At 40.7% G+C, this 5,642-nt stretch carries 5 protein-coding genes, 2 rRNA genes and 1 pseudogene; 4 read left to right on the plus strand and 4 right to left on the minus strand.

Annotated features, from left to right (window positions below):
- A pseudogene (locus DEAC_RS21905) lies at nt 1-802 on the plus strand (transposase); the annotation flags it as partial.
- Nucleotides 803-885: 83 nt separating this feature from the next.
- On the opposite strand, the gene DEAC_RS21910 reads toward DEAC_RS21905, so the two are convergent.
- Both DEAC_RS21910 and DEAC_RS21915 read right to left on the minus strand, forming a co-directional pair.
- Nucleotides 886-1,680 (minus strand): ABC transporter permease, encoded by a 795-nt coding sequence (locus tag DEAC_RS21910; RefSeq protein ID WP_047812195.1) that lies wholly within the window; start codon nt 1,678-1,680, stop codon nt 886-888.
- Nucleotides 1,664-2,317, minus strand: coding sequence for an ABC transporter ATP-binding protein (locus tag DEAC_RS21915; RefSeq protein ID WP_047812196.1), 654 nt, complete (start codon nt 2,315-2,317; stop codon nt 1,664-1,666). Before DEAC_RS21915 ends, DEAC_RS21910 begins: the two co-directional genes overlap by 17 nt.
- Nucleotides 2,318-2,796: 479 nt before the next feature.
- On the opposite strand from DEAC_RS21915, the gene DEAC_RS21920 reads away from it, so the two are divergent.
- The 3 genes from DEAC_RS21920 to DEAC_RS24025 all read left to right on the plus strand — a co-directional run bounded on the left by DEAC_RS21920 (nt 2,797) and on the right by DEAC_RS24025 (nt 4,396).
- Nucleotides 2,797-3,432: an oxygen-binding di-iron domain-containing protein gene (locus tag DEAC_RS21920; protein WP_047812197.1), complete on the plus strand. Its 636-nt coding sequence runs from the start codon at nt 2,797-2,799 to the stop codon at nt 3,430-3,432.
- A 59-nt stretch (nt 3,433-3,491) separates the two neighbouring features.
- On the plus strand, nt 3,492-3,869 hold the full coding sequence (locus tag DEAC_RS21925; protein ID WP_047812198.1) for a pyridoxamine 5'-phosphate oxidase family protein: 378 nt from the start codon (nt 3,492-3,494) through the stop codon (nt 3,867-3,869).
- Nucleotides 3,870-4,255: 386 nt separating this feature from the next.
- On the plus strand, nt 4,256-4,396 hold the full coding sequence (locus DEAC_RS24025) for a hypothetical protein (protein ID WP_200903180.1): 141 nt from the start codon (nt 4,256-4,258) through the stop codon (nt 4,394-4,396).
- Nucleotides 4,397-4,918: 522 nt separating this feature from the next.
- Here the strand turns inward: DEAC_RS24025 and rrf are convergent.
- Together rrf and DEAC_RS21940 are read right to left on the minus strand one after the other, a co-directional pair.
- Nucleotides 4,919-5,035 (minus strand): 5S ribosomal RNA (rrf, locus tag DEAC_RS21935).
- 118 nt (nt 5,036-5,153) lie between these two features.
- Nucleotides 5,154-5,642: ribosomal RNA gene (locus tag DEAC_RS21940) — 23S ribosomal RNA — on the minus strand; the annotation flags it as partial.

Consider the following 5,642-nt stretch of genomic DNA (forward strand, 5'->3'; position numbering starts at 1 on the left):
TATTCGAAAACGGATACAGACGCCACCTTCATGCGAATGAAAGAAGATGCTATGAAGAACGGGGCAATTAAAAGCCGGGGTTACAAATGTCCCAAAATAGGAACAGGAAAAATCAATTTTGTCGTAGGATATAGTATCCCATCAATCAGCAGGCGATACCAATTGCATGAAAGAACATCTGGAAGAATTGAAGGAAAAACTTACGGGGGGGAAACTCCCTGCCAACATTGTTGCCGATGCGGGATATGGCAGTGAAGAGAATTACGAATATCTGACTCAAAAGAACCTTGGGAACTATGTAAAATATAATACCTTTCATAAGGAAGCAACGGCCAAGTGGAAATCCGATCCGACGCTGGTTCAGAATTGGCTCTATGATAAGGAGAAGGATGAATACACGTGCGGGTTTGGGAGGGTTCTAAGGTTCAAGCACATAAAAACTCAGAAAAGCAAAAGGGGCTATCAAAGTACAATCCGAGTCTATCAAAGTGATGATTGTCAAGATTGTCCCTACCGCAAACGTTGTATTAAGCAAAGTAATAATGCGAATTTTAAGAAGCAGATCAACATTAACCCTAAAGGCAATGAACTAAAAGCAGAGGCAAGGGCTAATCTGACCAGCGAATATGGGATAAAAATGCGTAGCTTAAGACCTATAGAGGTGGAAAGTGTCTTTGGAGATATCAAAGGCAATTTTGGTGTGCGACGATTTATCCTAAAGGGATTGGAAAAGGTCAAGCTGGAGTGGGGATTACATTGTATTGCCCATAACATGAGAAAACTGACTGTCGTCTTAGGATAGACGGTCAGTCAGTTTAGCCTTCCCCATTCGAAACCTATTGAGGGGCTGTGAGAAACAAAGTTTCAACACAGCCCCATGATAACCTAAACTTTATATAATTGATCTTCTAATTGATCTTCCTTATTGAAGAACGTACGGTAACCTAACTGCAACATTATAATGACAGTTAGTGCCACAGCGCCAAGGATTCCGAACATTATAGCAATCTGGTAAGCTATTGCAGTTGTCGGAGATGTACCGGAAAGGATTTGACCCGTCATCATCCCCGGTAAGAAGACTATTCCCATTCCTACCATAGATTGAATTGTCGGCAAAATAGCAGCATCAAAAGTACTATTAATTATGCTTCTTGTCGCAACCTGAGGTGTTGCTCCAAGTATTAATGCTTCTTCCACTAATGCTTTTTGTGTTGTCATTCCTTCAATCAAGCTTTTGATTCCAAGAGATATTCCCGTCATCGAGTTACCAATGAGCATTCCGGCTATTGGTACAAAATATTGCGGATTATACCAAGGAGTAATCCGAACTACCACCAATAAGAAATACAAAAGGCAAGATAAAGTGCCTATACTCATTGAAATTACAACAACTTTCTTTAGCGAAGCAGATAATTTACCTTTAAATTTTTTGAATATAGTATAGACTGAGAATGCCTCCATCAAAAAAATAATACCTCCGGTAATGAACGGATTAGGATAGCGAAATACATACACCAGAATATAGCCAGTCAAAATTAACTGTAAAGTCATTCTTAAAGAAGAAATTACGATTTCTTTTTCTCTATTTATCCCTCGTAATCTTACAATCACAAGAACAATAATTACAAATAGATACGCAAGTACAACCCGGAAAGCAGATAAATCAATTATTCCGTTCATCATTGCACCTCCAGGTTAAGCATCTGCCTTTCGATATCTCGATGATAGTGTCGGAATACTTCTCAGCAATCGCTTTTGAATGTGTTACCATTACAATTGTCTTCTTTTCTCTCTTTACATGTTCTGTCAGCATTTGAATAATCATTTCCTCAGTTTCATCATCCAGTGCTGATGATGGCTCGTCAAGAAGATACACTTTCGAATTAAGAAGAAGTATTCGGCCTAAGGCAAGCCTTTGTTTTTCCCCTCCCGAAAGGGTATTGGCAGAAGCTTCCAAAGGCTTGTTTAATTTAACTTGTTCTAAGATGTGATTCAAATCTTTATCTCTTGCCAATTCCCTTTCCTGAAATCTTAATCCTACATTTAAGTTGTCTCTAATGCTCCCATCAAATATAGCAGGACTTTGGGAAAGCATACTGACAGTTCTACGATGGGCAACAGAATTTATCTGCCTTAAATCGGTACCGTTAAAAATAATCCTGCCCTGGGTAGGAGAAATTAACTTATTTAGCATCCTTAAAATTGTTGTTTTCCCACTGCCGCTTGCACCTATAAAAGTTGTAATTTCCTCCTGTTTTATTTCAAGCTTCGGAAGATCTAGTACATCCTTGTATTTTACATCATAAAATTCAAACATTGTCATCAACCTTTACAATTCCAATCTCACCGACCAACTCAGCCAGATAGTTCTTAGACACAATCAACTCGTGTTTAGCTGCTTCTGTTACAAAATTTTCAAAAGGGGAAACATCAACTTTCCCCTCGTACTTAATTCTTTTAACCTAAGTGTCAATATTATATAAATCTTTTAACAAAAAATGCACCTCATTTTGCTTTATTCGTTATTATAACATAAGATTTGTCGAGATATTTTATATATCTCTTCGCTTACAAAATACAAATGACAGATAGCGCATAAGTACAAATTGAAACTATAAGTTTTCTAATGCAGTGAATAATATTATTTACTCAGATTAAGCCCAAAGTATCTCGATAGCATATTCATTGAGATTGACCGAATAAAATCGGATCGGTTTTTAACTTTCCTAATTAATTTGATGTTTTAGGGAATTACTATCTTCAGACCAAGCCATAACAGAGAAAGGAGCCATAAGTGTGTCTGTCATTTATCAAGATTTACACCAATTTAGCACGTACATTCCGCCAATTAACCTTACATTCCATCAATATCTTCTATTAACCAACGAGCCAATTTTGTTTCACACGGGCAATGTTCAACAAGCAACTGAAATGGTGCCTAAGCTGAAAAGCATTCTAGGGGATAATAACCTAAACTATATCTTTGTTTCTCATTTTGAAGCAGATGAATGCGGCGGATTATCATACCTACTCGAACATTTTCCCCAAGCTATACCAATATGCCCCGAAGTGACAGCCCGTCAGCTAACCGGATTTGGACTTGTCCAAGAGTTTATTAGCAAAAAACCCGGTGAGAAACTGACAACGGAAAGTTACGATCTAGAGTTCTTTAGTTACCCTTCTGAAATGCATCTTTGGGAGGGCCTGCTGGTCTTAGAAAAAAGACGCGGTATCTTTTTTAGTAGTGACCTGATGATTCGCTTCGGAGAAGCAAACAATGCTATTCTAGAATCCAATTGGGAGACTGAAATAGACGATATCAGTAAGGAACAAGTACCTGACCAAGAACGCCGCATAAAATTACAACAAACATTAAAACAATTAAACCCCAATTTTGTGGCAACCGGCCACGGCCCCTGTCTAAAAGTTTAATAGAAAATTAAAATATCACATTTCTCAGCTTAGTACTTAATTTTAAGGAGGTACTCTAAATGTCTATCGAAAAGCTTAAAGAAGTTCTAACTCACCCTTCCGATGGAGCAGTCGCAATTGTAACTCAAGGGATAAATGAGCCTCACGTGGTCAATACATGGAACAGCTACATTAACATCACAAACGATGGAAAATTACTTATCCCGGTTGGCGGAATGAACGAAACCGAGAATAATATAGCAAGAAATAATAAAGTTAAACTCACTGTTGCTAATCGTGAAGTACAAGGCAAAATGTATAAAGGAACAGGTTTTTTGATTAAGGGGACCGCCGGTTTTCTTAAAGAAGGTTCGGAATTTGAGTTGATGAAAACTAAATTTCCTTGGGCCAGAGCAGTACTGGAAATAACGATCGAGTCAGCAGACCAAACTCTGTAGACTCAGAAATTCATATAAGTCCGGTTTATCCATCCCATTTTCCAGCGCAGATACAAAATACGTCCTAAAATATTTACGTTGTTTTCATTGTTCATGCATAGAGAAAAAAGATCAGGTCTCCTGATCTTTTTTGTTGATTCTTTAGTCATTAGGTTATCCAGTTATATATTAAATGTGAACACTCCTTCGTAAGACAAATTTCGGAATATCCATTTATTTCATATTATGTAGCAGAAATGGTTAAGGAGGAAATAACAATGACATTAGGTACAGGCGTTGCTAGTTCTTATGGCACAGGTTTTGGTGCTGGAATTGCTATCATTGTTGTAATTATACTTCTTCTTATCGCACTTGGTATAGTATTCTAATTAATTGGAGGGGTTAATATGTACGGAATGAGTTATGGTGGAATGAGCGGAGCAAGTTGTCATCCCCCTGTCACTGCTTATGGTTTTGGTGCAGGCATGGGTATTGGAATAATCGCGATTGCAATTCTAATTCTTATCGCTTTAGGCGTAATCTTCTAGAAATTCTATTAAGGCTACCATCGACTAAGGTGGTAGCCTTATTAAACACAAAAAGGAGTTGATCTTATGTTTGGTTTTGGGTTTCTTCCCTTTGCTCTGGGCTTAGGTTTGGGAGCTACAATGGCTAGACCTCGCTATTACCCATCTGTGTACCCCTATGCTTATCCCCCATATCCCTACGGGTGGTATTAATATGTAAGTATAGGGGCTGCAATCACCGGTAGTGTATTATCGGCCCTGGAACGAAAGGCGGATTAGCCTTTCGCCACACTGCGTCCCCATACGCATACTCCTGCAGTGTGGATCCTTAACTTCCGTGTTCGTGTATACGAAAAGCACGAAAGCCTCCGGTGGAGGGTTTCGCCGAACCACCAACCCTAGAGATTCACTTCGTGGCGAAGTACGAGCTTATCGCCACACTGCGTCCAGTGACGCCTTCTCCTGCAGTGTGGGACCCAATATCTTTCACTTCTTTCATGAGACACAAACAGACTACCATTATGGCAGTCTGTTGCTTGTTTTACCTGGCGATGACCTACTTTCCCAGGAGCCTGCGCCCCAAGTATTATCGGCCCTGGAGGTCTTAACTTCCGTGTTCGGTATGGAAACGGGTGGAACCCCTCCGGCATGATCACCAGATCTCTGAGATTCAGTTGTCCTTTTCGAACTCTGTTCTCTCAAAACTACATAGAGTCTTTTTCTAGCTTCGTCTTCTCGGAACCATTTGAGCCACGTTCCCTTTGCTTTCGTATCTTATTAGGTCAAGCCCTCGACCGATTAGTACCGGTCAGCTCCACACCTCACGGTGCTTCCACATCCGGCCTATCAACCTGATCTTCCTTCAGGGGTCTTACCGAGCTTTCACTCGTGGGAAATCTCATCTTGAGGCCGGTTTCGCGCTTAGATGCTTTCAGCGCTTATCCGATCCGAATATAGCCACCCAGCTGTGCCTCTGGCGAGACAACTGGTACACCAGTGATTCGTCCATCCCGGTCCTCTCGTACTAGGGACAGATCCTCTCAAATTTCCTGCGCCTGCGACGGATAGGGACCGAACTGTCTCACGACGTTCTGAACCCAGCTCACGTACCGCTTTAATGGGCGAACAGCCCAACCCTTGGGACCTACTACAGCCCCAGGATGCGATGAGCCGACATCGAGGTGCCAAACCTCCCCGTCGATATGGACTCTTGGGGGAGATAAGCCTGTTATCCCCAGGGTAGCTTTTATCCGTTGAGCGATGGCCC

Source organism: Desulfosporosinus acididurans (assembly GCF_001029285.1).
Lineage (GTDB): Bacteria > Bacillota > Desulfitobacteriia > Desulfitobacteriales > Desulfitobacteriaceae > Desulfosporosinus > Desulfosporosinus acididurans.